At 63.5% G+C, this 25114-nt stretch carries 24 protein-coding genes and 1 tRNA gene; 15 read left to right on the top strand and 10 right to left on the bottom strand.

Annotation, left to right across the window (positions count from 1 at the left end; genetic code table 11):
* Window positions 1-164 precede the first annotated feature (164 nt).
* A complete protein-coding gene (locus B9A31_RS23350; protein ID WP_016713348.1) occupies window positions 165-1133 on the bottom strand; it encodes a polyprenyl synthetase family protein in 969 nt (322 codons plus the stop codon).
* A gap of 244 nt (window positions 1134-1377) precedes the next feature.
* Here B9A31_RS23350 and rplU point away from each other — a divergent pair, with 244 nt between their 5' ends.
* From rplU to B9A31_RS23325, 5 genes are all read left to right on the top strand, one after another.
* The gene (gene rplU / locus B9A31_RS23345) at window positions 1378-1692 is read left to right on the top strand and encodes a 50S ribosomal protein L21 (RefSeq protein ID WP_003247466.1); all 315 of its coding nucleotides are present in this window, start codon (window positions 1378-1380) and stop codon (window positions 1690-1692) included.
* Between the two features lie 38 nt (window positions 1693-1730).
* Window positions 1731-1988: a 50S ribosomal protein L27 gene (gene rpmA, locus B9A31_RS23340; RefSeq protein WP_003247464.1), complete on the top strand. Its 258-nt coding sequence runs from the start codon at window positions 1731-1733 to the stop codon at window positions 1986-1988.
* A gap of 188 nt (window positions 1989-2176) precedes the next feature.
* A complete protein-coding gene (gene cgtA / locus B9A31_RS23335) occupies window positions 2177-3403 on the top strand; it encodes an Obg family GTPase CgtA (RefSeq protein WP_016713347.1) in 1227 nt (408 codons plus the stop codon).
* 85 nt (window positions 3404-3488) lie between these two features.
* Window positions 3489-4607 (top strand): glutamate 5-kinase, encoded by a 1119-nt coding sequence (gene proB, locus B9A31_RS23330; RefSeq protein WP_025754691.1) that lies wholly within the window; start codon window positions 3489-3491, stop codon window positions 4605-4607.
* Entirely contained in the window at window positions 4604-5065 is a 462-nt protein-coding gene (locus B9A31_RS23325; protein ID WP_084297416.1) for a CreA family protein, read from the top strand. Before proB ends, B9A31_RS23325 begins: the two co-directional genes overlap by 4 nt.
* Before the next feature lie 128 nt (window positions 5066-5193).
* On the opposite strand, the gene mksF is transcribed toward B9A31_RS23325, so the two are convergent.
* The 3 genes from mksF to mksB are packed head-to-tail and all read right to left on the bottom strand — an operon-like array spanning window position 5194 to window position 10008.
* On the bottom strand, window positions 5194-8025 hold the full coding sequence (mksF, locus tag B9A31_RS23320; RefSeq protein ID WP_084297415.1) for an Mks condensin complex protein MksF: 2832 nt from the start codon (window positions 8023-8025) through the stop codon (window positions 5194-5196).
* A complete protein-coding gene (gene mksE, locus B9A31_RS23315; RefSeq protein WP_016713343.1) occupies window positions 8022-8729 on the bottom strand; it encodes an Mks condensin complex protein MksE in 708 nt (235 codons plus the stop codon). The genes mksF and mksE overlap by 4 nt, the downstream gene beginning before the upstream one ends.
* On the bottom strand, window positions 8719-10008 hold the full coding sequence (mksB, locus tag B9A31_RS23310; RefSeq protein ID WP_016713342.1) for an Mks condensin complex protein MksB: 1290 nt from the start codon (window positions 10006-10008) through the stop codon (window positions 8719-8721). Before mksB ends, mksE begins: the two co-directional genes overlap by 11 nt.
* Window positions 10009-10237: 229 nt before the next feature.
* Between mksB and B9A31_RS23305 the strand changes: the two genes are divergently transcribed.
* The 3 genes from B9A31_RS23305 (at window position 10238) to B9A31_RS23295 (ending at window position 12116) form a co-directional block, all read left to right on the top strand.
* Window positions 10238-11023 carry a hypothetical protein gene (locus B9A31_RS23305; RefSeq protein ID WP_016713341.1) on the top strand — a complete coding sequence of 262 codons (786 nt, stop codon included), beginning with the start codon at window positions 10238-10240 and terminating at the stop codon, window positions 11021-11023.
* Window positions 11020-11475: a ribosomal protein S18-alanine N-acetyltransferase gene (gene rimI / locus B9A31_RS23300; protein WP_016713340.1), complete on the top strand. Its 456-nt coding sequence runs from the start codon at window positions 11020-11022 to the stop codon at window positions 11473-11475. The genes B9A31_RS23305 and rimI overlap by 4 nt, the downstream gene beginning before the upstream one ends.
* Before the next feature lie 65 nt (window positions 11476-11540).
* Complete coding sequence (locus B9A31_RS23295; protein ID WP_016713339.1) at window positions 11541-12116, top strand: D-Ala-D-Ala carboxypeptidase family metallohydrolase; 576 nt, start codon at window positions 11541-11543, stop codon at window positions 12114-12116.
* On the opposite strand, the gene B9A31_RS23290 is transcribed toward B9A31_RS23295, so the two are convergent.
* A complete protein-coding gene (locus B9A31_RS23290; RefSeq protein WP_025754690.1) occupies window positions 12056-12973 on the bottom strand; it encodes a LysR substrate-binding domain-containing protein in 918 nt (305 codons plus the stop codon). The two genes, B9A31_RS23295 and B9A31_RS23290, sit on opposite strands and share 61 nt — an antisense overlap.
* A 183-nt stretch (window positions 12974-13156) precedes the next feature.
* Between B9A31_RS23290 and B9A31_RS23285 the strand changes: the two genes are divergently transcribed.
* Window positions 13157-13771 (top strand): LysE family translocator, encoded by a 615-nt coding sequence (locus tag B9A31_RS23285; protein ID WP_016713337.1) that lies wholly within the window; start codon window positions 13157-13159, stop codon window positions 13769-13771.
* Window positions 13772-14017: 246 nt separating this feature from the next.
* Here the strand turns inward: B9A31_RS23285 and B9A31_RS23280 are convergent.
* Both B9A31_RS23280 and B9A31_RS23275 read right to left on the bottom strand, forming a co-directional pair.
* Window positions 14018-14094, bottom strand: a tRNA-Met gene (locus B9A31_RS23280).
* A 95-nt stretch (window positions 14095-14189) separates the two neighbouring features.
* Window positions 14190-15113, bottom strand: a complete 924-nt coding sequence (locus B9A31_RS23275; protein WP_084297414.1) for a FecR family protein — start codon at window positions 15111-15113, stop codon at window positions 14190-14192.
* 190 nt (window positions 15114-15303) lie between these two features.
* Here B9A31_RS23275 and B9A31_RS23270 point away from each other — a divergent pair, with 190 nt between their 5' ends.
* The 3 genes from B9A31_RS23270 to B9A31_RS23265 all read left to right on the top strand — a co-directional run bounded on the left by B9A31_RS23270 (window position 15304) and on the right by B9A31_RS23265 (window position 17997).
* The gene (locus B9A31_RS23270; RefSeq protein WP_016713335.1) at window positions 15304-16518 is read left to right on the top strand and encodes an MFS transporter; all 1215 of its coding nucleotides are present in this window, start codon (window positions 15304-15306) and stop codon (window positions 16516-16518) included.
* 100 nt (window positions 16519-16618) lie between these two features.
* A complete protein-coding gene (locus tag B9A31_RS27355; protein ID WP_016713334.1) occupies window positions 16619-16756 on the top strand; it encodes a hypothetical protein in 138 nt (45 codons plus the stop codon).
* A gap of 83 nt (window positions 16757-16839) precedes the next feature.
* On the top strand, window positions 16840-17997 hold the full coding sequence (locus tag B9A31_RS23265; RefSeq protein ID WP_084297413.1) for an MFS transporter: 1158 nt from the start codon (window positions 16840-16842) through the stop codon (window positions 17995-17997).
* Window positions 17998-18004: 7 nt separating this feature from the next.
* Here the strand turns inward: B9A31_RS23265 and B9A31_RS23260 are convergent, their stop codons facing one another.
* Both B9A31_RS23260 and B9A31_RS23255 read right to left on the bottom strand, forming a co-directional pair.
* Window positions 18005-18961, bottom strand: coding sequence for a FecR domain-containing protein (locus B9A31_RS23260; protein WP_084297412.1), 957 nt, complete (start codon window positions 18959-18961; stop codon window positions 18005-18007).
* Window positions 18948-19463: a sigma-70 family RNA polymerase sigma factor gene (locus B9A31_RS23255; RefSeq protein WP_025754686.1), complete on the bottom strand. Its 516-nt coding sequence runs from the start codon at window positions 19461-19463 to the stop codon at window positions 18948-18950. The genes B9A31_RS23260 and B9A31_RS23255 overlap by 14 nt, the downstream gene beginning before the upstream one ends.
* Before the next feature lie 171 nt (window positions 19464-19634).
* Here B9A31_RS23255 and B9A31_RS23250 point away from each other — a divergent pair, with 171 nt between their 5' ends.
* The 3 genes from B9A31_RS23250 (at window position 19635) to B9A31_RS23240 (ending at window position 23858) form a co-directional block, all read left to right on the top strand.
* Complete coding sequence (locus B9A31_RS23250) at window positions 19635-20261, top strand: DNA-3-methyladenine glycosylase family protein (protein WP_019098872.1); 627 nt, start codon at window positions 19635-19637, stop codon at window positions 20259-20261.
* Window positions 20262-20346: 85 nt separating this feature from the next.
* Window positions 20347-21399 carry a bifunctional DNA-binding transcriptional regulator/O6-methylguanine-DNA methyltransferase Ada gene (gene ada / locus B9A31_RS23245; protein WP_084297411.1) on the top strand — a complete coding sequence of 351 codons (1053 nt, stop codon included), beginning with the start codon at window positions 20347-20349 and terminating at the stop codon, window positions 21397-21399.
* Between the two features lie 56 nt (window positions 21400-21455).
* Window positions 21456-23858: a DUF3772 domain-containing protein gene (locus B9A31_RS23240; RefSeq protein ID WP_084297410.1), complete on the top strand. Its 2403-nt coding sequence runs from the start codon at window positions 21456-21458 to the stop codon at window positions 23856-23858.
* 28 nt (window positions 23859-23886) lie between these two features.
* Here the strand turns inward: B9A31_RS23240 and B9A31_RS23235 are convergent, their stop codons facing one another.
* Window positions 23887-25104: a DUF3422 domain-containing protein gene (locus B9A31_RS23235; protein WP_084297409.1), complete on the bottom strand. Its 1218-nt coding sequence runs from the start codon at window positions 25102-25104 to the stop codon at window positions 23887-23889.
* Between the last annotated feature and the right edge of the window lie 10 nt (window positions 25105-25114).

Here is a 25114-nt window from a genome sequence, read left to right as displayed (position 1 = left end):
TTCGGTTCCTCAAACAAACAGACGGGCGGTTAAAGGCCTGCATTGTAAAAGGTATTTTTCCAGAAGGGATTATGTCCGGACAAAAGCACCGCGGGCAAACACGCTCCTACAGTCGCAAATCCTGTAGAAGCGGGTTTGCCCGCGAATGAAGACGGCTCGGTCTATCAGTGAGTACGCGCGACCGCAAACTCGCTCAATTCAACAAGCGCATCCCGATACTCGCTGGCCGGCAGCACTTCGAGGCACTCGATGGCACGCTTCACGTAATCACGGGCCAGCTCTGCGGTGTACTTAAGCGCCCCCGATTCCTCCACGGCCACGCGAATCTGCTCAAGGTCCTCCAGGCCACCTTTCTGGATCGCCTGGCGCACCAGTGCAGCCTGTTCGGCAGTGCCTTCGCGCATGGTGTAGATCAGCGGCAGGGTAGGCTTGCCTTCAGCCAGGTCGTCACCCACGTTCTTGCCCAGGGTTTGCGAGTCGCCTTTATAGTCCAGCAGGTCGTCGACCAGCTGGAAGGCCACACCCAGGTGGTCACCGAAGGTGCGCAGGGCTTCGCGTTGTTCGTCTGTCGCTTCGGCCAGCGCGGCAGCGCTGTGGGTCGAGGCTTCGAAGAGCATCGCGGTCTTGCCGCGGATGACTTCCATGTAGACTTCTTCGGTGGTGCTGGCATCGCGTACTCGCGACAGCTGCAGCACCTCACCCTCGGCAATCACGCGGGTGGCCTTGGACAGGATCTGCATGACCGGCATCGAGCCAAGCTCGACCATCATTTCGAACGAGCGCGAATAAAGGAAGTCGCCCACCAGCACGCTTGGCGCGTTACCCCACAGGGCATTGGCGGTGGAGCGGCCGCGGCGCATGCCGGACATGTCGACCACGTCGTCGTGCAGCAAGGTGGCGGTGTGCAGGAACTCGATGGTGGCGGCCAGCAGGCGCAGGTCGTCGCCTTCGCGGCCCAGGGCTTTGCCGCACAGCAGCACCAGCAGGGGGCGCAGGCGCTTGCCACCGGCGGACGTGATATAGTCGCCGATCTTCGATACCAGCGGCACGCGCGAGGTCAGCTGCTTCTTGATGATCTCGTCGACGGCGCTGAAATCATCAGCCACCGCACGGTAGAAGGTTTGGGGTTGCATCGGCTGCTCCAGTGAGGTTGCGCGGCATGCTAGGTCGCAGGTCCCGGTGTGTCAAGGCGCGGTGCCAGCTGGCCGGGGGCGGCACTTGCAAGCAAAACCTGGGTTGCGTACAATCGCGCACCCTAACTTCCTGGGCAGCACCTGCCTTACGCAATTGCACCGGGCCGTTCCAGCCCCATGCAGCCATGCCAGCCAATACTCATCATATAAAGCGCTGGGTGAGCAGGATTATCGGAGAAATACCATGTCTTACGCAGTAATCGTTACCGGCGGCAAGCAGTACAAAGTCGCTGAAGGTGAATTCCTCAAGATCGAAAAACTGGAAGTCGCCACTGGCGAATCCGTGACCTTCGATCGCGTTCTGCTGGTCGCCAACGGTGAAGAAGTCACCATCGGTGCTCCAGTTGTTGCTGGCGCTAAAGTAGTGGCCGAAGTCGTTTCGCAAGGCCGCCACGACAAGGTTCGCATCATCAAGTTCCGTCGTCGTAAGCACCACATGAAGCGTATGGGCCACCGCCAGTGGTTCACCGAGATCAAAATCACCGGCATCCAGGCTTAATCCCCTAGATCCCCTGAATTTATTTGGAGAATTGAACCATGGCTCACAAGAAGGCTGGTGGTAGTACTCGTAACGGTCGCGACTCAGAATCTAAACGCCTTGGCGTGAAGATGTATGGCGGCCAGGTTATCAAGCCAGGCAACATCATCGTCCGTCAGCGCGGCACTGAATTCCACGCTGGCTACGGCGTTGGCATGGGCAAGGACCACACCTTGTTCGCCAAGATCGAAGGCGTGATCAAGTTCGAGAAAAAAGGCGAGTTCATGCGCCGTTACGTGAGCATCGTCGCCGCTTAATCGCGACGTCGCTCCAGAAGCCCCGTCATGCGACGGGGCTTTTTCGTTTGTGGTGAGCCTCTTGCAAAGCTGTTTGTCTGGGTTGCCGGCGTTGGTTTCTACGGTCGTACGGGGCCGCCGCGCTCATTTTTGCAAGAGCCTCATGTTTTTGAGTCATTCAGCTCGTCTGCCGACGAGAGGCGGTTTTAATGAAGTTTGTTGACGAAGTATCCATTCGGGTCAAGGCCGGTGACGGCGGCAACGGTTGCATGAGCTTCCGTCGCGAAAAATTCATCGAGAACGGTGGCCCCAACGGCGGTGACGGTGGCGACGGCGGCTCGGTGTACATGGTCGCCGACGAAAACCTCAACACCCTGGTCGACTATCGCTACACCCGTCACCACGAGGCCCAGCGCGGCGCCAACGGCGGTAGCACCGACTGCACCGGCAAGAAAGGCGAGGACCTGTTCCTGCGTGTGCCGGTCGGCACCACCGTGATCGACGCTTCCACCCAGGAAGTGATCGGTGACCTGGTGACCCCGGGCCAGAAGCTGATGGTCGCCCAAGGCGGCTGGCACGGCTTGGGCAACACCCGTTTCAAGTCCAGCACCAACCGTGCACCGCGCCAGACCACCCCGGGCAAACCAGGTGACCAGCGCGACCTGAAGATGGAAATGAAAGTGCTGGCCGACGTTGGCCTGCTGGGCCTGCCGAACGCCGGCAAGAGCACCTTCATTCGCTCGGTTTCCGCAGCCAAGCCGAAAGTGGCTGACTACCCGTTCACCACCCTGGTACCGAACCTGGGTGTGGTCAGCGTCGACCGTTGGAAGAGCTTCGTCATCGCCGACATCCCCGGCCTGATCGAAGGCGCCTCCGAGGGGGCCGGCCTGGGTATCCGCTTCCTCAAGCACCTGGCGCGTACCCGCGTGTTGCTGCACCTGGTCGACATGGCGCCGCTGGACGAAAGCAGCCCGGCCGATGCCGCCGAAGTGATCGTCAACGAGCTGACCCGCTTCAGCCCGTCGCTGGCCGAGCGTGAGCGCTGGCTGGTGCTGAACAAGGCCGACATGGTCATGGAAGACGAGCGCGATGCGCGCGTTCAGGAAGTGGTCGAGCGCCTGCAATGGGAAGGCCCGGTCTACGTGATTTCGGCCATCTCCAAGCAGGGCACCGAAAAGCTCAGCCACGACCTGATGCGCTACCTCGAAGACCGCGCCGACCGCCTGGCCAACGACCCGGCCTACGCCGAAGAACTGGCCGACCTCGACCAGCGTATCGAAGACGAAGCCCGTGCCCAGCTGCAGGCCCTGGACGACGCGCGTACCCTGCGCCGTACCGGCGTCAAGAGCGTGCACGACATCGGCGACGATGACGGTTGGGACGATGATTTCGAGGACGACGAAGACGGCCCGGAAATCATTTACGTGCGCGACTGATCGGTTGCAGTACACTAAACGCCGCTCTCTGGAGCGGCGTTTTTGTATCCACGGTATCTACAGATTCGACATAGGTTGGAAGAAGATGCGAAGCAAGGTGACGGGCGCCAAGCGCTGGGTCGTGAAGATTGGCAGTGCTCTGCTGACCGCCGATGGCAAAGGCCTCGACCGCGGCGCCATGGCCGTTTGGGTCGAGCAGATGGTCGCGCTGCGTGAGGCGGGCGTGGAGTTGGTACTGGTGTCCTCCGGGGCCGTGGCTGCCGGCATGAGCCAGCTGGGCTGGACCACGCGACCGAGCGCGATGAACGAGTTGCAGGCGGCTGCCTCGCTCGGCCAGATGCGCCTGGTGCAGGCGTGGGAGTCGAGCTTCGGCGAGCACGGCAAGCACACCGCCCAGATCCTGCTGACCCATGACGACCTGTCCGACCGCAAGCGTTACCTGAACGCCCGCAGCACCCTGCGCACACTGGTCGACCTGGGCGTGGTGCCGGTGATCAACGAAAACGACACCGTGGTCACCGACGAGATCCGTTTCGGCGACAACGACACCTTGGCGGCGCTGGTGGCCAACCTGGTCGAGGCCGACCTGCTGGTGATCCTCACCGACCGCGATGGCATGTTCGACGCCGACCCGCGCAACAACCCCGAAGCCCAGCTGATTTACGAAGCCCGCGCCGACGACCCGTCGCTGGACGCCGTGGCCGGTGGCACCGGTGGTGCCCTGGGCCGTGGCGGCATGCAGACCAAGCTGCGCGCTGCGCGCCTGGCTGCCCGTTCCGGTGCCCACACCATCATCATCGGTGGCCGCATCGAGCGCGTGCTGGACCGCCTCAAGGCGGGTGAGCGCCTGGGTACCTTGCTGTCGCCCGAGCGCGGCATGCTCGCTGCGCGTAAACAGTGGCTGGCAGGTCACCTGCAAACCCGTGGGACGTTGGTGCTGGATGCCGGTGCCGTGCAGGCGCTGCGCCAGGCCAACAAGAGCTTGCTGCCGGTTGGCGTGAAGACCGTGCAGGGCAGTTTCCGCCGTGGCGAGATGGTGGTGTGCGTCGGCCCGGACGGTCTGGAGGTGGCGCGCGGGTTGGCCAACTACAGCGCCCTGGAAGCGCAGAAGATCATTGGCCAACCGTCCGATGCCATCGAAAGCCTGCTGGGCTACAGCGCCGAGCCGGAGCTGGTGCACCGCGACAACCTGGTGCTGGTATGAGCCTGTTCAAGCGGGTGATCGGAGTGGCAGTGCTGGTGCTGCCAATGCTGGCCGGGGCCGAGGAAATCGGCCAGGTGTCCACCGTGTTCAAGTTCCTCGGGCCGAATGACCGCATCGTGGTCGAGGCGTTCGACGACCCCAAGGTCGAGGGCGTGACCTGCTACCTGTCGCGGGCCAAGACAGGCGGTGTGAAGGGTGGGTTGGGGCTGGCCGAGGACCGGGCGGAGGCATCGATTGCCTGCCGTCAGGTCGGGCCGATCAACTTCAAGGGTGAGTTGAAGGACGGCGAGGAGGTGTTCAAGGAGCGCACCTCGCTGGTGTTCAAGACCATGCAGGTGGTGCGCTTCCTGGACAAGAAGCGCAATACGCTGGTGTACCTGGTGTACAGCGACCGCATGATCGAAGGCAGCCCGCAGAATGCGGTGACCGCGATACCGATCTTGCCTTGGGCGCATTGATAACCTTGCAGATCGCCGGGAGGCCTTCGGCCTCCTATCGCGACCAGCGGTCGCTCCTACGGGAGATTGCGATACCCCTGTAGAAGCGATCGCAGGTCGCGATGGGCCGCAAAGCGGCCCTGGTTACCTCAGGCCAACTCTTCGGCCTGATCCTCACGCACAATCGCCTTAACCTCATCCAGCCGGCTGATGAACTTCCAGTCCGCCTCGTCGATGTAGATGCCATTCGGCCCGCTACCGCCTTCCAGGTCGATCGCCACACGCGCCGATACCTGAGGCTTCACACTCGCCAGAATCGGCACGAAGCCCAGCTGCTGGCTGGTCTCCAGCAGTGCTGCCTGGTTGCGTTCGTCGATGTCTGCTGCCTCATCCAGGTAGTACGGCAGGCGAATGCGCCCGGCCAGGTCACGGTCCATCAAGTGCAGCAACAGGTACATGTTGGTCAGCGCCTTGATGGTCATGGTGGTGCCGTTGGACGCCGCGCCGTCGATGTCGGCGTGGATGACCGGTTGGCCGTTGACCTTGGTGATCTCGAACGCCAGCTCGAACAGGTCCTTCAGGCCCAGCTGGTTGTGGTTGGCCGCCACCAGCCGTGCCAGGTACTCCTTGGCCTCTTCGTTCTTGTTGTCCTGCTCGGCGCTTTGGGTCAGGTCGAACACCGACAGGGTTTCGCCTTCTTCGTACTGGCCGGCACTGTGGATGATCTGGTCGATGTGCTTGAGCGCTTCCTTGTTCGGTGCCAGCACCACGCGGAAGCTTTCCAGGTTGGACACCTGGCGCTTGTTGATCTCGCGGTTGAACAGGGCCAGCTGGTGCTCGAGGCTGTCGTAGTCGCTGCGGATGTTGCGCAGAGTACGGGCAATGTCGGTGACTGCAGCGCGGCGTGCCTTGGCCAGGGTCAGGGCTTCGTCGGTGCGGTGCGCGTAGGCGTTCACCAGCAGTTGCAGGCGGCGTTCCATGTCGTCTTCGCTGTCGAACTTGGCCACGCCTTTCAGGCGCACCTGGGCGTACAGCGCCTCGATCTGGTTATCCACGCGCTGCAGGGCTTGCCAGCTGTCCTGGTAGTCATTGAGCAGCGGCAGCAGGTTGTCCATCGAGTCGTCGATGGCTTCCATGAACGGCGTGCCGTAGGGCAGGTCGGCCGGCAGCAGTTGACGACGGCGCAGGGCGTCTTCCAGGGTGCGTTGCTTGGACTCGAGGTCGCCGATCTGGCGGCCGACCAGCTGCAGCTTGGCCGACAGCTGCTGGACGCGCTCGGTGAAGGCGTCGCTGGAGCGCTTCAATTCGTCCTGGGCAGCTTCCAGCTGCGACAGTTGTTCCAGCTTCTCTGGCTCTTCGGCGCTGAGGGTTTCAGTGCGGCGGAAGTCTTCCAGCGCCTTTTGCGCATCCAGCACTTCCTGATACAGGGTTTCGGTTTGCGCTTTGGAGGCGGAGCGGTCGGCGGCTACGGCTTGCTGGGTCTTGAGCTGTTTCAGCTCTTTTTCCAGGCGCTCCTTCTGGTCGCGCAGGGCGGCACGGTCGGCCAGGGCCTGCAGTGCCGGCGGGTCGATGTTGGTCAGGTCGATGGCCAGGCCCGGCGCTTCGAAGCGCTCGCCCTTGAAGCCGTCGAGCACCGCTTCCAGCGATTTTACCCACAGGTCGCTGTCGTCCAGCTCGATGCCACGGTCGCCCAGCGGCAGGCTGAACAGCGCGCCGTTGAACAGGCGCATCAGGCGGTCGACGTCGGCTTGCGAGAACTCTTCGCGCAGGCGGGCGTAGCTGTTGTTGTCGGCGTGGTCGAGCTGCTGCTTGACCTGTTTCAGGCGTTTTTCCAGGTCGCGTACGCGCTCGTCGAGGTCTTCGGCGCTGAACTGCCGCGACTGGGCCAGGGCGCCGGCCAGTTCGTCGTGGGCGTCCTTGGCTGCCAACAGTTGCTGTTCCAGGACCTTGACGTCATCGACCAGGGCAAAGCGGTGCTTGAGCACCGACAGCTCGCCCAGCCAGCGCTGGATGCCGGTGATTTCACGCTCCAGGCGCATCAGCTCCTGGGTGCCGCCGCGCTGGTCATTCTGCAGGCGATCCTGCTCGCCACGGTAGTGCTCGGACTGGATGACCAGCTCTTCCTTGCGCGCCATGGCGTATTCCTGCCAGGTGCCCAGCAGGGTGTCGAGTACGGGCGAAATGCGGTGCAGTTTGCCGCGCAGGATGTCGCGCTGGGCCACACCACCGGCCAGGGCCTCGACCAGCGGGCCGGCGGCGACCAGGGCGTTGTAGTCCTGCTCCATGCGGCGCACGTCGCGGAACGCTTCCTCGCACGCGGCGATGTAGTCGACGCTGCCCGAACGCAGGCTGTGCTCGAACGCATCGAGGAACAGCTGCTTGAGCTTGGCGGCGGTGATTTCGCGCATGTGCAGCAGGTTGATGAACAGTGCGCGGAAGGTTTTCAGGCTTTGCTCGCTGGTGGAGCGCAGCGGGATCATGGTCAGGTCCAGCGGCACCGAGGTGTGGCCGCCAACCAGCAGGCGGCGCAGTTCATCCGGCTTCAGCTCGTAAGCCTTGATCCCTAAGCGTTCAAGGTTGGTGAACAGCTCTTTCTGGCGCAGGCAGGTGTCGTTCTTCTGGTAGTGGGCCAGGTCCAGTTCGCCCTTGTAGGCAAAGAACTGGTGGCCGAAACCGCCACCCGGGCCGCGACCGACCACGCCGATCACGTGCGGGCCGTGCGGCAGGCTCAGTTCGCAGAGAATGTACGAGGTGTCGCTGGCGAAGTAGAAGCGGCGCGACTGCTCCAGGCTGTACTTGCCGAAGCTCATGTCCGACATGCGTGCCAGGATCGGGAACTGCAGGGCGTTGATCGACGCCGATTTACCCAGGTTGTTGGCGCCGTACACCGACAGCGGGTGTTCCAGCGGGAACAGGCCAAGGCTGTAGCCGGCGGTGTTGAGCAGTGCGAAGCGGCGGATGCCGTAGCGTTCCTGGCTCATGCGTCAATCTCCTGTTGCTCTTCGCGGATGGCCCGGGCCAGGGCTTGCTCTTCGCTTTCCTCGCCGTCGAACGGGCTGAGGTCCAGCGGATCGTCGGTGCGGTTGAGTTCTTCGGGGCTTTCTTCCTCGACCAGCACCGGGGTGGGCAGCGGCAGGTCGCTGTGCAGGGTGGCGGCCAGGTCGCGGTCCTGCTGCACCGACAGGCACACATCGAGGAAGCGGTGCATCGGCGGCAAGAAGCGGTAGATGCCGCCTTCTTCGTGGGCAAAGCCAAGCTGGGTCATGCGGCGCAGGATTTTTTCTTCCAGCTCGTCCACCGTCTGCACTTCGGCCTGCAGGAACAGGTCGCGGTACTTGTCCAGCAGCGAGGGCAGCTCGTCACGGCCAATACTGCCGCCATCGAGCACGGCCATCGGGTCGCGGCCCTGGTCGGCCAGATGCTCGACCAGAATGAAGGTGAACAGCGACAGGCGCTGTGCGGTCTTGTTCACCTGTGCGGCGGTCATGTCCGGCACGAAGTAGTAGAAACCACGGGTGTCGCACACCAGCTCGAAGCCCAGGGCCTTGAACAGGGTGCGGTACTGGTCCTGGAAGTTCGACAGCTGGGCGTACAGCTCCGGGTCGCGGCGGCTGACGTGGAAGCCTTTGAACAGCTCGCGGAAGATCGGTGCGAGCTGGGACAGTTCGGAAAGATCAAGATGCATGGGCTGGGCTCGCGTTGGGTTCGGTAGGCGCGCTGGTGGCGTCTTCGCGGCTGGAGGTCAGGGCGAACGAGCGCAGGCTGACCAAGTGTTCCTGGGTGGTGTATTCGCGGCGGTCGAGGCGTTCGCGCTTGAAGCGCTTTTCCCGCGACAGGCGCGAGAACCAGTACAGCAGCTCGTCGGTGGCGCCTTCGGGTTCTTGCTCCAGCAGCCAGACCATCAGGTCGGGCAGCGGCAGGGCCTGTTCGCAGCGTTCGGCCATCTCTTTGACCGTGCGCGGTGCGCGGGGCAGGGCGCCGGACTGGGTCTTGTGGGCCTTGGGGAAGCGCGCCGGCTTGGGCTCGAAGCGGGCCAGGGCGTACACATAGGCCTCGACCTGGCTCGCGCTGCCCAGGAAGGTGCTTTGCGGGCGGGTGAACATCGGCATGGCCGCTTGCGGCACGGCATCGATGCCCTTGCGCCGGATCACCGACAGGGCCAGCGCAGCGCCACGGGTCACGGCGTTGTGCCGGCGGGCTTCTTCACGCAGCGGCAGCAGCAGTTCACGGGCATGGCGCAGGGTGAGCTGGGCGCTGGTCTGCATTTCCAGAATGCGCGCGTGGGTACGCAGCAGCATGTCGTCGTCGACCAGGTGGCCCAGACGGGCCTGTTCGCCCAGCAGCTTCAGCAGCACGGTCTCGACCTTGCGCACGCCTTGTTCGAAGGCGCCGTCGGCGTTCACCAGCTGGATCATCGGCTCGACGTATTCGTCCCAGGTGGCCAGGACTTCAGCATAACGCTGACGCAGCGGGATCTGGCGGTTGCTGGTCTTGGCCCGCTCGGCCACGGCCACCAGCGCCTGCTCGTCGTTATCGAGCTTTTTCAGTACATCGCGCACACGCATGTCGAGCAGGCGCAGCTGGCGCGCCAGGTCGTCGCTGTCGCGGTTGTCGAAGGCATCCTGGATGTGGCCGGCCAGGCGCTCCAGGTGGCGCAGGTAGGCTTCGATCTCCAGGCACAGGCCCAGCCGGTGTTCGCGGCGCAGGTAGGCGAGGAAGTCGTGGATCTGCGCGTTGAGCTCGAAACGGTTCGGGCTTTTGGCCACCGGGACCAGGATATCCAGGCGGATCCATACGTCGAGCAGCTGGGTGATGTCCTGCGGGGTGCTCTCGACCTGCTGACGGGCCACGTGCTGGCGCAGCTCGACCAGGCTCAGGGTGCCCTGGTCGAAACGCTCGCACAGCGGCTCGATCAGGGCCCAGTGTTCGGCTAGGGCGCGCAGGACGCGCTTGGGTTCGATCATTGGCTTCGACTCGTTGCCAAGAAAAAGGGGGCGATTGTACTGCATCCGGGGGGGAGGTTTTTACCCCTTGGTCTGTAATGAGAGATGTTTGGCTTGAGGTTTGTGCTGGATGTGGGACCGAGCGCCGCCCGCGCGGCGCATCGGGGCGGCGCTCGGTCGGACAGACCCTGCAAAAACCGAGGCGTACACGCTAGAATGTGCGACGTTTCATACCCCGGACCCCCGAGCCTTGCTGACCGAACCCCGCCGCCGCGCCTACCTTTCCGCCATGCAAGTGGTGCATTGGCTGCCGCGCGCCGAACTGCCGTTCGCCGCACCGTCGCGGCCCGAGCTGCTGCTGCCGGTGGCACCGGTCGAGGACATCGATTTCGAGGTCAGGCCGGCACCGGCTGCAAACACTGCGCCCGCCGCCCCTCAGGCTCGCTCCGGCGAGCGGCCAAAAATCGAAATCCCGCGCCCGGGCAGTGCGCCCAAACCGGCTGCCAAGCCTGTCGAGGCCGAGGAACAGCCCGCACCGCCACGGCCGGCCCCCGTGCCGCCCCCGCGTTTCTCGCTGCAACTGCTGCGCGCCGGCAGTTGCCTGCTGCTGGTCGAACTGGCCACCGGCCAGCCGTTCCAGAGCCGCGATCCATCCTACCTGCTGCTCAAAGACATGCTGCGCGCCGCCGGCCTGCCTGACGCCCCGCAGATCATCGGTGAACCGGTGCGCTGGCCGTTGCTGGTGCGAGGCAACATGGACCAGGGGCCTGAAGCCGCGCGCGATTTTGTCCGGGGCTTTGTCCAGGCACGCCTCGAAGATGCCCCGAGCACCTGCCTGTGGCTGATCGGCCTGCCGGCGCTGCGCTTTGCCGCCAATGCCGACGTCGAAGCCTATTACCAAACCCTGACGCTCGACGGCCTGGGCGACGCCTGGGCACTGCCGGGCCTTGAACTGTTGATGGACGAGCCGCAGCGCAAGGCGGACGTCTGGAAAGCCATGCGCCAGCTGATGGCGCGCTGGAAGAGCGTTGAATGAGTGAATCGATCAGTTTCCGCCCGATGACCGAGGCGGATCTGGATGCCGTACTTAAGATCGAATATGCCGCCTTCAGTCATCCCTGGACCCGCGGGATCTTTCAGGATGCGCTCAAATCGTACGAAATCTGGCTGATGTTCGACGGCCAGCAGCAGGTAGGCCATGGCGTGATCAACGTGATCATCGACGAGGCGCACCTGCTCAACATCACCGTCAAACCTGAAAACCAGGGCCGTGGCCTGGGCCTGCGTTTGCTGGAGCACCTGATGGCCCGGGCCTACCAGCTCAATGGTCGCGAGTGCTTCCTGGAGGTGCGTGCCAGCAACCAGTCCGCCTATCGTTTGTATGAGCGCTACGGCTTCAACGAAATCGGCCGCCGCCGCGACTATTATCCGGTTGCCGGGGGGCGTGAAGACGCGCTGGTGATGGCGTGCACCCTGCTTGAGGACTGACCGAGCATAGCCGCTACCACCTTTGGCCTGGTTTTCTTTGTTCTCTATGCACGGATGGATAAAGGATGAAAAAACGGCTTCTGGTGGCGGGCCTGCTGATTGTTGGTGCAGCACACGCCGACGAACGCGACCTGTGGATGTTCGCCCAATGGGCTGGCGACCACCAAACCCGGCCTTTCCGTGAAATGCTGGTGGATGCCCGCCTTTACGGCGTAGTGCCTATCCACCAGTTGCTGCGCTCGGCTTCGGACTGGAAGCTGTGCCAGGCGTCTCCCTTTGCCGTGCCGCCTGCCAGCAACTGGGCGGCTGTACGTTCGACCCTTTCGCTGATCAAGACGCTTGATGACCAAGGCATCCTGCGCCAGTTCGAAGTGGTCTCCGCCTACCGCAACCCACGCCTGAATACCTGCGCGGGTGGTGCTGCCAACAGTGCCCATACCCGCGCCTTCGCCGTCGATATCCTGTTGCCGGCCTGGGCTGATCCCAACCCGCTGTGCCGCTTCTGGCAGCAGTATGGCCAGGCCTGGAACATGGGCCTGGGGCGCTACCCGTCCGGGCGTATCCATGTGGATACCGCCGGCTATCGCACCTGGGGCGGCGATGGCAGCGCCGGCTCGTCGTTCTGCATCAAGCCCAGGTGAGCCAGGCAGCGCTGGCATTCGCTTGTGACCCATTCGGCAAAACGCTGGCGCTTTCCGCCGTCTTCGACCGGTTGTGGGCTCAGCAAGTGGTAGGCCGAGCCATCGCGCACAAAACCGAAGGGTGCCTGCAACTGCCCGCTGTCGAGTTCGTCGCGCACCATCAGGGCTGAGGCCATGGCCACGCCCAGGCCGGCGTTGGCGGCCTGGATCGACAGGTAGAAGTGCTCGTAGTCGCTGCGTTCGTTATGCCGCGCCTGCTGGCCGCTGAGGCGTAACCAGGTGGGCCAGGCGCCGGGGCGGGTGGTGCTGTGCAGCAGGCGCTGGCCGTTCAGCTGATTGGGGGCGGTGGGATGACACACCGGGCCGATCCATTCGTCGCAGATTTTCTGGTTGTACAGCTGGTTATCCCAGTGAAAGTCGTCGCGGCGGATTGCCAGGTCGACACCGCTTCGGGCGAAGTCCAGCGGCCCGCCTGCGGCTACCAGGTGCAACTGCAGGTCGGGGTGGTCGGCATGGAAGCGAGGCAGGCGCGGGATCAGCCAGCGCATGGCGATGGTCGGCTCGCAGGACAGCACCAGCACATTGTCGCGGGCCTGTTGTTGCAAGCGCTGCACGGCGCCTTCGAGCTGTTCGAAGATCGCCTGGGTGGTGCCCTGCAGGGCGCGGCCGGCTGGGCTGAGGAAAATGGCCCGGTTACGGCGTTCGAACAGGTCCACGCCGAGGTGTTCTTCAAGCAGGCGTACCTGGCGGCTGACGGCGCCGTGGGTGACGTGCAGGTGCTCGGCGGCGCGCACGAAGCTTTCGGTCTGGGCGGCGATGTCGAAGTAGCGGAAAGCGTTCAAGGGCGGCAATTTCATGGCTTGCATGTTTTCAGGCCCGGCCTCTTCGCGGGCGTGCCCGCGAAAAGGCCAGTACTGGCAAAACACCTCTGTGAGAAAAACTGTCAGATATGTCTCACTATAAATCGATTTTTCCCCACCTATAAGCGCTCGATAATCATCCCTTCTGTGCATTTTCATCGCCTATCGAGAGCCACCCGCATGACCGAACTCATCGCCGTCGCCCTGTTCACCCTGCTCGCCGTCATCAGCCCAGGCGCCGATTTCGCCATGGTCACCCGCAGCAGTTATGCACAGGGCCGAAGGGCCGGGTTGGCCGCTGCCGTGGGCATTGCGCTGGGAGTGCAGGTGCATGTGCTGTACACGGTGTTGGGCATTGCAGTGCTCATCAGCCAGAGCCCGGCTTTGTTCTTCACCATGAAAGTGCTGGGTGCGGGTTACCTGATCTATCTGGGTTACCAGTCATTGACCAATACGCGGCGCATCAGCCTGGAGGGTGTAGGGCAAGCCGATGGTGGCGTGCTGCAAGCCCTGCGGTCGGGCTTTCTGACCAACGCCCTCAACCCCAAGACCATGTTGTTTGTCATCAGTGCGTTCACCCAGGTCGTCCAGCCCAACAGCCCGTTGGTGCTGGATTTCGCCTACGGCGCGTTCATGTCCTTGACCCATTGGCTGTGGTTCAGCCTGGTGGCGGTGTTCTTCTCCAGTACGGCACTGCGCAAGGCCATGATCGAACGGCAAATGCTGGTGGACCGTGCCATAGGCCTGGCGCTGATCGGGCTTGGCCTTGCGGTAGCCGTAACCGGCATACGGTGAAGTGTCGATTGCATGACGGGGTGATGGCCATGGCAGGCGCCTGCAGCCAGCGCGCTTTTTATCTGCAACCACTGCCTGTCGAGTCAGGGGCTGAAAGCGATAGCCCTGATCGTGATCGTGGCATTGGCTCTGGCGCTGTAGTTGCAGCAGGGGCGGCCTTGGCTGCAAGTGAGGGTATTGCCCGGCGCTAACTTTTTCGCAGGCAAAGAAAAAGGGCTTACCTTGCGGTAAGCCCTTCGTCTTGTTTGGTGGCTACACAGGGACTTGAACCCCGGACCCCAGCATTATGAATGCTATGCTCTAACCAACTGAGCTATGTAGCCGATGGCGCGCATTATTCTCTTGAACGCCCCCCCTGTCAACACTCATTTCAAAAAAAATTTGCACGCTTTCAAAAGCTTAGCGGCCGGGCACGGTTTCAGCGCACCACAAGCCAGTGGCCGAGCACGCCCTGAAGCTGCAAATGCTGGGCCGCAGCCAGGGATTGCAGGCTTTCCTGTGGTCGGTCGAGGTTGAAATCACCGCTTACGCGCCGATGGGCCATTTGTTCATCCATCATCCACAGGCGTTGCCCCTGGTACCCGGCAAGGCGCTCCAGCACCTGCCCCAAAGGCATGTCGGTGGCTTTCAGGCGGCCGTTGCGCCAGCTGTCGGCGGTTTTCAGGTCGGCTTTCTGCACCGGGTCGATACGCATGTCATCAAAGGTAACTCGCTCACCCGCCGAGACCATGCGTTGATCCCCCCCTTGGGTGACCATGGCCTTGCCACTGAGTACCACGAGTTCATCATGATTTGCATGGCGGGCGACCTGCAGGCGGGTGCCGAACACCTGGATGCGTGCGTTGCCCACTTCCACTTCCATTGCCCGCCCATCGAGCACAACCTCCAGGTACACCTGGCCCTGCACCAGGTGCAGTTGACGCGTGCGGCCGCGCAGGTCGACGTTCATGGCGCTGGCGCTGTCCAGGTTAAGCGTGGTGCCATCTGCCAGACGCGTGCTGCGGCGTTCGCCCACGTCGGTGTGCAACTCGCTGGCAAGGCGCTGCATCAGCGGCCAGTAGAGGTAGGCTGCGGCGCTTAATACGAGCAGGAACACCAGTGCCAGCCATTTGCCCAGGTGACTGCGGCGCACGGTGACCTGCCGTGGGCGGGGGCGGGCGGGTGGTGGCTGCAACTGCTGCCAGCACGTTTCCAGCTCGGCGTAGGCGCGAGCGTTTTCGGGGGCCTGGCACCAGGCCGCGAATGCCTGGCGCTGGGCTTCATCACAGCCGGGTTGGTGCAATAGCGAAAACCACTCCAGCGCTTCCTGCTGTGGGGCGGGCTGCAGTTGCATGGCGGGCATCGGGCTCATGGGTAGGTCTGCTCACGATAGGGGCCGTTTCGCCCAACGATGACAGGGGTATGGGTCAAGGATGCTAATTATATTGAGAACCATTTTCAAGTGCGTCGCAAAGGGGGATAAAAAAGGTAGCTATGTATCTATTTGTTTCCTGATAATCGGATCCCAAACCTAAGGACGGAGATTTAGGCAAATGGCCATCAGTAGTGCCTCCACCGCGTCCACCAACGCAACGGCGAACCAAGCCACGCCGCTGGTGATGCGCATCATTGGTTTCTGCGCCCTGGCGCACCTGATCAACGACCTGATCCAGTCGGTGCTGCCGGCGATCTACCCGATGCTCAAGGCCAACTACGACCTGAGCTTTGCCCAGATCGGCCTGATCACGCTGACGTTCCAGATCACCGCTTCGTTGCTGCAACCCTGGGTCGGCTTTTTCACCGACCGCCGGCCGACACCGAACCTGTTGCCGATGGGCACCTTGTGCACGCTGGTGGGCATCGTGATGCTTGCCTTTGTGGGCAGCTTCCCGATGATCTTGCTGGCCTCGGCGCTGGTCGGTATCGGCTCATCGACGTTCCACCCGGAAACCTCGCGTATTGCACGCCTCGCCTCTGGCGGGCGCTTCGGCCTGGCCCAATCAACCTTCCAGGTGGGCGGCAACACCGGTTCGGCCCTGGGCCCGCTGCTGGCGGCGGCCATCGTCATTCCATTCGGTCAGACCCACGTCGCCTGGTTCGGCCTGGCCGCGCTGTTCTTCTTTGGCGTCACCTTGATGCTGCGTGGCTGGTACAAGGAGCACCTCAACCAGGCCAAGGCGCGCAAGGCGGTGCAAGCCACCCACGGCATCTCGCGCAACCGGGTGATCGCGGCGCTGATCGTGCTGGGCTTGCTGGTGTTCTCCAAGTACTTCTACATGGCCAGCTTCACCAGTTACTTCACCTTCTACCTGATCGAAAAGTTCGATGTGTCGGTGGCCAGCTCGCAGCTGCACCTGTTCCTGTTCCTCGGCGCGGTGGCGGCCGGCACGTTCTTTGGCGGGCCGATCGGTGACCGCATCGGGCGCAAGGCGGTGATCTGGTTCTCGATTTTGGGCGTGACGCCGTTCACCTTGGCACTGCCGTATGCCGACCTGTTCTGGACCACGGTGTTGAGCGTGGTGATCGGCTTTATCCTGGCGTCGGCGTTTTCCGCGATCGTGGTGTATGCGCAGGAGCTGGTACCGGGCAGCGTGGGCATGATCGCCGGAATCTTCTTCGGGCTGATGTTCGGCTTCGGCGGCATTGGTGCGGCGCTGCTGGGGTATGTGGCGGACCTGCGCGGTATCGAATATGTGTATGGGCTGTGCTCGTTCCTGCCGTTGTTCGGCTTGTTGGCGGTGTTCTTGCCGTCTACGGGTAAACGCTGATATCCCTGGGGCTGCGTTGCAGCCCCGACGATTGACGACCTGACACCCTTGGCCTAGAGTGCCGCCTCTTTTTCCAACCACCTGCGTAGTAGTCAAAGCAATGCGCCGTACCCAGTCCCTGCCAAACGCCCGTCAGCCTGCCTTCCAGGCCTTGCGTCGTGCGTGGCCGAGCGACACGGTGCTCAAGCGCCGCCGCAGCGTGCTGTTTGCCTTCACCTTCTCGCCACACCTCGCCTGAACTGATCTGCGCTTTTGCGTCGCTCGCCACCCTGGCGTGCGCGCCTGTGTCTGCACGTCTTTTCGGTTTGCAAGGAGTGGTACATGAACATGCGTTTGCTGGCGGGCCTGTTGTTCGCCGTTTCGGTCGTGGGTTTCAGTTTGGGGGCCAGCTTGCCGCTGGTGTCGTTGCGCCTGCATGAAGCGGGGGCGAGCACCCTGGAGATTGGCATCATCTCGGCCATCCCTGCTGCGGGCATGATGCTCTCCGCGTTTCTGGTCGATGCCTGCTGCCGTCACCTCACCCGGCGCACCATCTACTTGCTGTGTTTCAGCCTGTGCACGGTCAGCATTGCCTTGCTCGAGCCGGCATTCGGTTCGCTGTGGCTGCTGGCGCTGCTGCGCCTTGGCCTCGGGCTCGGCATGGGGATCGCCATCATCCTCGGCGAGTCGTGGGTCAACGAGCTGTGCCCGGAGCACAACCGCGGCAAGATCATGGCCCTGTATGCCACCAGCTTCACTGGCTTTCAGGTGCTCGGCCCGGCCATGCTGGCGGTGCTGGGTGCCGATAGCCCGTGGATCACCGGGGTGGTCACCGCCTGCTATGGCCTGGCGCTGCTGTGCATCGTACTGACCGTGCCAAACGACCATGTCGAACATGAAGAGGGCGAAAAGAGCTTTGGCTTGGCCGGGTTCTTCCGTGTGGCGCCGGCGCTTTGCGTGGCGGTGCTGTTCTTTTCGTTCTTCGATGCCGTGGTGTTGTCGCTGTTGCCGGTGTATGCCACCAGCCATGGGTTTGCCGTGGGCATCGCGGCGCTGATGGTGACTGTGGTGTTTGCTGGCGACATGCTGTTCCAGTTGCCGCTGGGCTGGCTAGCCGACCGGATGGAGCGCACCGGGCTGCACCTGGTGTGCGGGCTGGTGGCGATGGCGATCGGCATCGGCCTGCCTTGGCTGTTGAACCTCACCTGGCTGCTGTGGCCGCTGTTGGTGGTACTGGGCGCGGTGGCAGGGGGTATCTACACCTTGGCGTTGGTGTTGATCGGGCAGCGCTTCAAAGGCCAGGACCTGGTCACTGCCAACGCCAGCGTAGGGTTGCTGTGGGGCGTGGGGAGCCTGATCGGGCCGCTGCTCAGTGGCGCGGCAATGAATGTGGCGCCACATGGCTTGCCCATGGCGCTGGCGCTGATGGCCGGGTTGTTCGTGTGTTTTGCCAGGCAGTCGTACCGGCGTGCGGGGCGCATACGCGCTGTGGCGCAGTGATGACCTTTCAGGCTGCGCCGACGTTTACCCAGAAGCGCGTCCGGTAGTCGACCCGCACAGGCAGGCTGCGAGTAAGCAGTTGCAGGACCTGCTCGGTGTCAGCCAGCTGAAAGGTGCCAGACACTTTCAAGCTTGCCACTTCAGGCGCGCAGCGCAACAGGCCTGGACGGTACCGGCCGAGTTCGGCGACAAACTCGGCCAATGGCATCTGCCGCACACTGAGTACACCGTCGGTCCAGCCCCACGGGTCGCTGTGCAGCGTCACTGCGTGGATGCTGCCATTTGCCCCGATCTGCAAGGTCTCGCCCTGCTCGATTTGCCGCGCAGAGGCGGAGGAGGGGAACAGCGTAACTTCGCCACGACGCACCGACAGCAGCAGGCCCTGGCTGTTTTCGCGCAGCAACAACTGGCTGCCGAGTGTGGTCAGCGGGCCGACACGGGTGTCGATACGGAACGGTCGGTTGTCATTCGGGTTGCTGTCCAGGCTGACCTCGCCGTGGATCAGTTCCAGCCGGCGCTGCGCTGAGCTGTAGCGCAAGTCGATGGCGCTGGCGGTGTTGAGCTGGATGCGGCTGCCGTCGCTGCCTTGCCATTGGCGTCGTTCACCTGTGGCGGTGCTGCTGTCGGCCAACAGTTGTGGCAAGCCCAACGGTTCGCGTGCGGCCCAGCCCAGGCTGCCGCCCACGGCCAAGAGCCCTAGGAACTTAAGGTGGTTTCGGCGGCTGACGCGTTGGCGCTGGCCGCCCTCCAGGGTGCGCCGGCTCAAGTCCTTGGGCAACGCGGCCATCTCGTCACTGAGGTGGCTGACACGCTGCCAGGCCAGCGGGTTGTGCGGGTGGCTGGCCAGCCATTGCCGGAACTGTTGCTCGGTATGTGCGCTGGGGCGGTCGAAGCGCAGTTTCACCAGCCAGTCGATCGCCTGGTCGACCTGTGCCTGCGCGGGTGCGCTGTCAGGTGTCGGCATAGCGCAACCGGTAGCAGACGCCCAGGGCCTTGGCCAGGTCGCGCTCGATGGTGGCGCGGGATACGTCCAGCTGCTGCGCGATCTGCACGATGCTCAAACCGTCCAGTTGGGCCAGCAGAAACGCCTGGCGTACACGCGGTTTCAACTGGTGCAGGGCACGGTCCAGGTGCTCTAGGGCATCGAGGATGACCAACCGGTCTTCCTCGCTGGGCACTTCAGCCTCGGGCAAGTGCGCAAGGCTTTCCTGGTAGGCCCGCTCCAGTGCGCGGCGGCGGAACTGGTCGATCATCAAGCCGCGGGCGATGCTGCTGAGGTAGGCGCGTGGCTCTTTCAGCGGCGACACCTGGCGGGCGCGCAGCAAGCGTACGAAGGTATCCTGAGCCAGGTCGGCGGCATGCTCGCCGCAACCGACCCGGCTACGCAACCAGCCGCGCAGCCAGGCATGGTGGGACTGGTACAGCAGAGCGACCTCGGCCGGTTTGAGCGTGTCGTTGATCTGCATCGTAGCGAAGGCCCGATCCCTTGATGTGTGCGATTGTGAATTGTTCTCAATTCTATGCGGGGATGATGGCGTGGAGCAATGGTATGCCAGGAATTAGCCGAGCAAGAACCGGCGTTTGCCCGATGAACGGCTGCGCTAAGCTGGACCTGCAATCGACTTGATGGAGGTGCCATGATTCTGGCCGACCTTTCGCCGCAGGCCTTGCGCGAGGCCACCGATTACCTTGCTGCGCTCGACCCGGACTGGTCGCGGCACGTCGCGGTGACCGGGCCGTGCCTGCACCAGGCCACGCCGGGACGTGAGCCTTATGAGGCACTGGTGCGGGCGATTGCCTACCAGCAGCTGCATGCCCGCGCCGCCGAGGCGATTCTGGGTCGTTTGCTGGCGCTGTTCCCGCAGGTTGCGTTCCCGGCACCTGAGCAACTGTTGGCTGTCAGCCCCGACACCCTGCGCGGCTGTGGGTTTTCGGCAAGCAAGATGGCCACGGTGCAGGGCATTGCCCAGGCCCGGCTGGAAGGCCTGGTGCCGACGCGGGAAGAGGCATTGGCCATGGCTGATGAAGCCCTGATCGAGCGCCTGGTGGCATTGCGTGGGGTAGGGCGGTGGACAGTGGAGATGCTGCTGATCTACAGCCTGGAACGGTCGGACATTCTGCCAGTGGACGATTTTGGTGTGCGTGAGGGCTATCGACGGCTCAAGGGGCTGGAGAAGGCGCCAACGCCTGCGCAGATGCGCTCGCTGGGTGGCGCCTGGCGGCCGTACCGCACGGTGGCCGCCTGGTACCTGTGGCGGGCCTGAGGCTTTTGCACTGCCTGTGCCTGCCCTTTCGCGGGTTTACCCGCGAAGAGGCCGGTACAAGCAACCACATACTCGGAAATCAAAGATGAACGCCTACACCACCCCCGACAAACGCTGGCACGCTGTAGAATCCCGCGACACCGCTGCCATCGGCCACTTCGTCTACGCCGTGCGCACCACCGGCGTCTACTGCCACCCCGGTTGCAAGTCTCGCATGGCCAAGCGCAGCAACGTCGAGTTCTACGACACCCCCTTTGCCGCCGAAGCGGCCGGTTACCGCGCCTGCAAACGTTGTATCAGCAAGGCCAGCGCCACCCGCCACAGTCAACTGGTCACCCGTGCCTGCCGCCTGATCGAAGCCAGCGACCCTGTACCCAGCCTCGACCAGCTCAGTGCGCAACTGGCCGTCAGCCCCTTTCACCTCCACCGCCTGTTCAAGGCTGAAACCGGCGTCACCCCCAAGGCTTATGCCACCGCCTTCCGCGCCCGGCGTGTACGTGCGCACCTGGAAGACGGTGAGCGTTCAGTCACTGACGCCATCTACGATGCGGGCTACAACTCCAACAGCCGCTTCTACGAAAGCGCCGGTCAGCGCCTGGGCATGCGCCCCTGGCAATTCCGTGCTGGCGGCACCGGGGCAACGATCCATTTCGCCATCGGTCAGTGTTCACTGGGCGCGATCCTGGTGGCCCAAAGTGAGAAGGGTATTTGCGCGATTCTGTTGGGCGACGATCCCGAGGCCCTGTTGCAAGACTTGCAGGACCAGTTCCCCAAAGCCCGTCTGATTGGCGGCGACAGCGCCTACGAACAGCTGGTTGCCGAAGTGGTGGGTTTCGTCGAAACGCCGGCGCTGGGCCTGAGCTTGCCGCTGGATGTACAGGGCACGGCGTTTCAGGAGCGGGTGTGGCGGGCCCTGCGTGAGGTGCCGGCCGGCAGCCGGGTCAGCTACACCGACATCGCCGAGCGCATCGGTGCGCCCAAAGCGGTGCGCGCAGTCGCCATGGCCTGCGCGGCCAACCACATCGCGGTGGCCATCCCATGCCACCGGGTAGTGCGTCGGGACGGCGACATCAGCGGCTACCGTTGGGGCGTCGAGCGCAAACAGCAGCTACTCAAACGAGAGACGGCACTCTCCTGATGGCTTGAAGCCGCGTAGAATCCTCCGCCAAATCGAGTTGTAAAGAGGAATATTCGATGAGGCGTGTCAGCCTTGCCCGTTATTGCGCAGGCCTTATGGTCCTGCTGTTGGCGCTTGCCAGCCCGGCGTGGTCGGCCCCGGCCACGCCATTGTCCAACCTGGCGGCAGCCGAAGCGCCAGCGCTGGATGAAAACGCCAGCATCGAGCAACTGAGCGAACGGTTGGATCAGGTCCGTCAGGGCGTCACCAGTGAGGCCAACGACGACCTGCTGTCGCAATTGCGCCTGGCCGCGATGCAGGTGCAGCGCCAGGCGGACGCCTTGAGTGCGCAGCGCACCACCGATGTGGAAAAGCTCGACGATAAGCTGAAGGTGATTGGCCCGGTCCAGCCGGACGAGGCCGCCACCCTGACCCAGCAGCGCAAAGCCCTGGAGGCTGAAAAAAAGGCGCTGGTAGCCCAGCAGGATCAGGCCACCAAGCTGACCCAGTCAGCACGCGACCTGTCCACGCAGATCGTCAACCTGCGCCGCAGTCAGTTCAACTCGCAGATCACCAGCCGTGCGGCCTCGCCACTGAGCCCGGCGTTCTGGCAGAGCATCATCCGCCCCACCCAGGACGACGTGGCGCGCCTGCGTGACCTGCGCGGCGAGGCAGCCGATGCCATCAGCAGTGCCTTCAGCGCCGAAAACCGCTGGCTGTTCATTACCAGCCTGGTGGCGGCGATTCTGGTCTGGACTCTGGTGCGGCGCGTGCTTGAGCGGTTGCTGGCCAGCGCCATGGTGGGCTGGTTGCCTGAGGGCCGTCTTCGCCGCAGTGCCTTGGCCCTGGGCGTCAGCCTGGCAACCCTGGGCACCATCGCCGGTTCTGTTTCGCTGCTGCGCTGGGGGCTGGAGAGCAGCGCCGAGCTGGGCAGCGATATCGCCAGCCTGACCAACCACATTCTCGCCCTGGTGGTGTTCAGTGCCTTCATCACCGGCCTGGGCCGCGCCATGCTGATGCTGCAGCGTCCGTCCTGGCGGCTGCCGCCGATCCACGACGAAGTGGCCAGCGCGCTGGGCTGGTTCCCCAAGGTGCTGGCATTGGCACTGATGGTCATGATGACCATGGAGCGGATGAACAGCGTGATCGGCGCCAGCCTGGCGCTGACGGTGGCCGTCAACGGGCTGACCGCGCTGGTGGTGGCGTTCATCTTTGCCGGCGCGTTGCTGCGTTACCGCCGCACCCTGCGCAAGCATGACCTGGAGCGCCCCACGGGCCTGGCCGGGCTGATCCCGTTCGTGATGGTCATCTGGTTGTCGTTGATTCTGCTGGCGCTGCTCGCCGGTTACCTGACGCTTGCCTACTTCCTCACCGCCAAGTTGCTGTGGGTCAGCCTGGTCGTCACCTGTGCCTACTTGCTGACCACGTTCTTTGGCGACCTGTGCGAAACCCTGTTGTCGCCACGTCAGCCCGGTGGCCTGGCACTGGCTTCTACCCTGGGCCTGGCGCCGCGCCATCAGGCACAGGCCAGCACCATCCTGGCCGGCATCGGCCGCACCATCGTGCTGTTCCTGGCGCTGTTGCTGGTATTGATGCCATCGGGCACCAGCCCCAGCGAACTGTTGCTGAGCCTGGGCGACTGGGACGGCACCGGCGGCAAGCTGCTCGGCAACCTGAACATCGTGCCGCAGGATATTCTGCTGGCCCTGGCGATTTTCTTCGGTGGGCTGTTCGCCATTCGCGTGGTCAAGCGCTGGCTGAGTGATCGCCTGCTGCCGGAAACCGACATGGACGCCGGCATGCGCGCTTCGCTGGTGACCCTGGTGGGTTATCTGGGCTTCCTGTTCCTGGCCATGCTGGTGATGTCGACCTTGCGCATCAACCTCACCAGCCTGACCTGGGTGGTCAGTGCCCTGTCGGTCGGTATCGGTTTCGGTTTGCAGCAAATCGTGCAGAACTTCATCTCCGGCCTGATCCTGCTGACCGAGCGCCCTGTGAAAGTGGGCGACTGGGTGAGCCTGGCAGGTGTCGAGGGTGATATCCGCCGCATCAACGTGCGCGCCACCGAGATCCAGATGTCGGACCGTTCGACGGTAATCGTGCCCAACTCGCAGTTCATTTCGCAGAACGTGCGCAACGTGACCATGGGCAATGCATTGGGTGTGGTCGGCATTACCCTGACGCTGCCACTGGAAACCGATGCCAACCGTGTGCGCGAGCTGCTGCTGGCGGCGTACCACGAGCATGAGGCGATTCTGGATGCGCCGGCCACTTCGGTGTCGTTCAAGGACCTGACCAGCAGCGGAATGGTGATTGGCGTGAGCGGTTATGTAGCCGGGCCGCGACAGGTATCGGGTACCCGCAGTGACCTGCTGTTCACCATTCTCGGGCGGTTGCGCGACGAAGGCATTCCCCTGTCATCGCCACAGAGCATGGTGCTGGTGCAAGAGGGCGCTCGCCCCGCTGACGAGTCGGTGTAAAGAGCGGGGGCGCCAAGCGCCCCCGACCTCAATGCTGCTTGGCCTGCCTGATCCGCAGCAAAATCACCAGCAACACCAACAACACTGGCGGCGCCATGGCCAATAACCCATCCCGCGCCGTCAGCCCCAACCCCAGCACATTCAGCCCGCCATACAGCAGCTTGAACAGATTCAGCAGGTAGTAGGTGATGGCGATGATCGACAGCCCCTCCACCGCCCGCTGGATCTTTACCTGGGCGTCAGCCCGGGCATTGAGGCTGTGCAGAATGCCGGCGTTCTGTTCTTCCATCTCCACTTGCACCCGCGCCTGCAGCAAGTCGCCCAGGTTCGCCACGTTCTTCGCCATTTGTTCCAGACGCTGCTCGGTGGCCGCGCAGTAGCGCACGGTCGGCTTGAACCGACGTTCGATGAACACCCCCAAACGCTGGCAGTCCCCCACATGGCTCTCCCGCAGTTCGCCCAGGCGTTCGAACACCAGTTGTGCATAGGCTTGGGTGGCGCCGAAGCGGTGGCGGGTTTTTACCGTGCGGCTTACAACCTGGCGTGACAGGTGGGCAATGGCTTCCAGCAGTCCTTTGGCGTCATGCCCTTCACCCCCGGCACTGCGCTCGGATAGGGTGACCAGGGTTTTGTCGAAGGCATCCAGCTCCTGGCTCAGGGCCTTGGCCGTGGTAAGGGTCAGCGAGGCCATCATGCGGTACGTCTCGATCTCCAGCAGGCGGCGGATCATGCGGCCCTGGCGGTAGGCATTGAGGCGGCGGTTGATGAACAGGAAGCGGTTGGTGCCGTCCTCGGTCAGGCGGAAGTCACTCCATACCACCGCATCGCCACCACCGACGCACGAGCCGCAGGGGTCTTTGAAACCGTATTGGGGCAGATCCAGGCCTTGCTCGTCGCGTACCAGCACCTGCACGGCGTTGATCACCTGTGCCGCCTGCGGGGCGATGGCCTCGGCCAGCACGGGTGGCAGGGCTTGCCAATCGGTGTCGGCAGCCGTGCAGGGCACTACCAGTGTCAGGGTGAAGAACTCGGTGTGCCGTTCCCACTTGAACGGGTGGCCGTCCAGGCGGGTGATGCCTTGGGCTGCCGTTGTGTCCAGGGCAGCCGGGCAGCAGCGTTGCAGCAGGGCCGCACAGGCAGCATCACCGCCGAGCAGGGCCAGGTGGAAGACATGCGCCGGGCCGTCGAAATACAGCGACGGGCGGGCGTGCAGTTCGTTGTGCAAGGCGGTGCGTTGAGGGTGCATGGGTGGTCCG

It is taken from the genome of Pseudomonas sp. URIL14HWK12:I5 (assembly GCF_900176445.1).
GTDB lineage: Bacteria > Pseudomonadota > Gammaproteobacteria > Pseudomonadales > Pseudomonadaceae > Aquipseudomonas > Aquipseudomonas monteilii.
This window is presented reverse-complemented; position numbering and strand designations above follow the sequence as displayed.

Excerpts from the sequence above, each read along its gene's own strand:
- B9A31_RS23350 (WP_016713348.1), bottom strand. The coding sequence starts at position 1,133 with ATGCAACCCCAAACCTTCTACCGTGCGGTGGCTGATGATTTCAGCGCC.
- rplU (WP_003247466.1), top strand. The coding sequence starts at position 1,378 with ATGTCTTACGCAGTAATCGTTACCGGCGGCAAGCAGTACAAAGTCGCT.
- rpmA (WP_003247464.1), top strand. The coding sequence starts at position 1,731 with ATGGCTCACAAGAAGGCTGGTGGTAGTACTCGTAACGGTCGCGACTCA.
- cgtA (WP_016713347.1), top strand. The coding sequence starts at position 2,177 with ATGAAGTTTGTTGACGAAGTATCCATTCGGGTCAAGGCCGGTGACGGC.
- proB (WP_025754691.1), top strand. The coding sequence starts at position 3,489 with ATGCGAAGCAAGGTGACGGGCGCCAAGCGCTGGGTCGTGAAGATTGGC.
- B9A31_RS23325 (WP_084297416.1), top strand. The coding sequence starts at position 4,604 with ATGAGCCTGTTCAAGCGGGTGATCGGAGTGGCAGTGCTGGTGCTGCCA.
- mksF (WP_084297415.1), bottom strand. The coding sequence starts at position 8,025 with ATGAGCCAGGAACGCTACGGCATCCGCCGCTTCGCACTGCTCAACACC.
- mksE (WP_016713343.1), bottom strand. The coding sequence starts at position 8,729 with ATGCATCTTGATCTTTCCGAACTGTCCCAGCTCGCACCGATCTTCCGC.
- mksB (WP_016713342.1), bottom strand. The coding sequence starts at position 10,008 with ATGATCGAACCCAAGCGCGTCCTGCGCGCCCTAGCCGAACACTGGGCC.
- rimI (WP_016713340.1), top strand. The coding sequence starts at position 11,020 with ATGAGTGAATCGATCAGTTTCCGCCCGATGACCGAGGCGGATCTGGAT.
- B9A31_RS23295 (WP_016713339.1), top strand. The coding sequence starts at position 11,541 with ATGAAAAAACGGCTTCTGGTGGCGGGCCTGCTGATTGTTGGTGCAGCA.
- B9A31_RS23290 (WP_025754690.1), bottom strand. The coding sequence starts at position 12,973 with ATGAAATTGCCGCCCTTGAACGCTTTCCGCTACTTCGACATCGCCGCC.
- B9A31_RS23285 (WP_016713337.1), top strand. The coding sequence starts at position 13,157 with ATGACCGAACTCATCGCCGTCGCCCTGTTCACCCTGCTCGCCGTCATC.
- B9A31_RS23275 (WP_084297414.1), bottom strand. The coding sequence starts at position 15,113 with ATGCCCGCCATGCAACTGCAGCCCGCCCCACAGCAGGAAGCGCTGGAG.
- B9A31_RS23270 (WP_016713335.1), top strand. The coding sequence starts at position 15,304 with ATGGCCATCAGTAGTGCCTCCACCGCGTCCACCAACGCAACGGCGAAC.
- B9A31_RS27355 (WP_016713334.1), top strand. The coding sequence starts at position 16,619 with ATGCGCCGTACCCAGTCCCTGCCAAACGCCCGTCAGCCTGCCTTCCAG.
- B9A31_RS23265 (WP_084297413.1), top strand. The coding sequence starts at position 16,840 with ATGAACATGCGTTTGCTGGCGGGCCTGTTGTTCGCCGTTTCGGTCGTG.
- B9A31_RS23260 (WP_084297412.1), bottom strand. The coding sequence starts at position 18,961 with ATGCCGACACCTGACAGCGCACCCGCGCAGGCACAGGTCGACCAGGCG.
- B9A31_RS23255 (WP_025754686.1), bottom strand. The coding sequence starts at position 19,463 with ATGCAGATCAACGACACGCTCAAACCGGCCGAGGTCGCTCTGCTGTAC.
- B9A31_RS23250 (WP_019098872.1), top strand. The coding sequence starts at position 19,635 with ATGATTCTGGCCGACCTTTCGCCGCAGGCCTTGCGCGAGGCCACCGAT.
- ada (WP_084297411.1), top strand. The coding sequence starts at position 20,347 with ATGAACGCCTACACCACCCCCGACAAACGCTGGCACGCTGTAGAATCC.
- B9A31_RS23240 (WP_084297410.1), top strand. The coding sequence starts at position 21,456 with ATGAGGCGTGTCAGCCTTGCCCGTTATTGCGCAGGCCTTATGGTCCTG.
- B9A31_RS23235 (WP_084297409.1), bottom strand. The coding sequence starts at position 25,104 with ATGCACCCTCAACGCACCGCCTTGCACAACGAACTGCACGCCCGCCCG.